This window comes from Jiangella anatolica, from assembly GCF_003236295.1.
Classification (GTDB): Bacteria; Actinomycetota; Actinomycetes; order Jiangellales; family Jiangellaceae; genus Jiangella; species Jiangella anatolica.
In genome coordinates this window covers 1-445 of sequence record NZ_POTW01000220.1, presented here as the reverse complement: position 1 = coordinate 445, position 445 = coordinate 1, and the positions used below count along the sequence as shown (strand labels likewise).

Annotated in this window: 1 protein-coding gene; it reads right to left on the bottom strand. The window is 67.6% G+C overall.

Annotation, left to right across the window (positions count from 1 at the left end; translation table 11 throughout):
• Positions 1-87: 87 nt before the first annotated feature.
• Positions 88-445 (bottom strand): response regulator transcription factor (locus C1I92_RS33070; protein ID WP_146605398.1); only part of this gene is annotated, 358 nt, incomplete at its 5' end.

Sequence of the window (445 nt, the reverse complement as noted above, 5' to 3'; positions counted from 1 at the left end):
ATCCTGGCTCAGAACTGGCCGGACGCGCTCGAAGTGCCGTGTCGGGACTCGCAGACCGTCGCCGGCGAGCGCCTCCTCGCCCCCCACCTATTCGTCAAGGAGGTGTAGGCGGTGGGCGGTGGCGCTGGCCTCGCCCCGGCTGTTGACGCCGAGTTTGGCCAGGATGTTGGAGACGTGCACGCTGGCGGTCTTCGCGCTGATGAACAGTTGCTCACCGATCTGGCGGTTGGACCGGCCCGCTGCGACGAGATGGAGCACTTCGATTTCGCGTTCCGTCAGCCCGAGGCGTTCGAGTTCTCCGGTACGGGCGCGCGGTTCGGCCTGTGCGCCGAGCGAAAGTTTGCTGCTACGGGCGAGTAGACGGACCTGTTCGGACAGTGACTGGGCGCCGAGGCGGTCGGCTTGTTCAGCGGCCGCCAGGATCCATCGCCGTGCGGTGGGACGG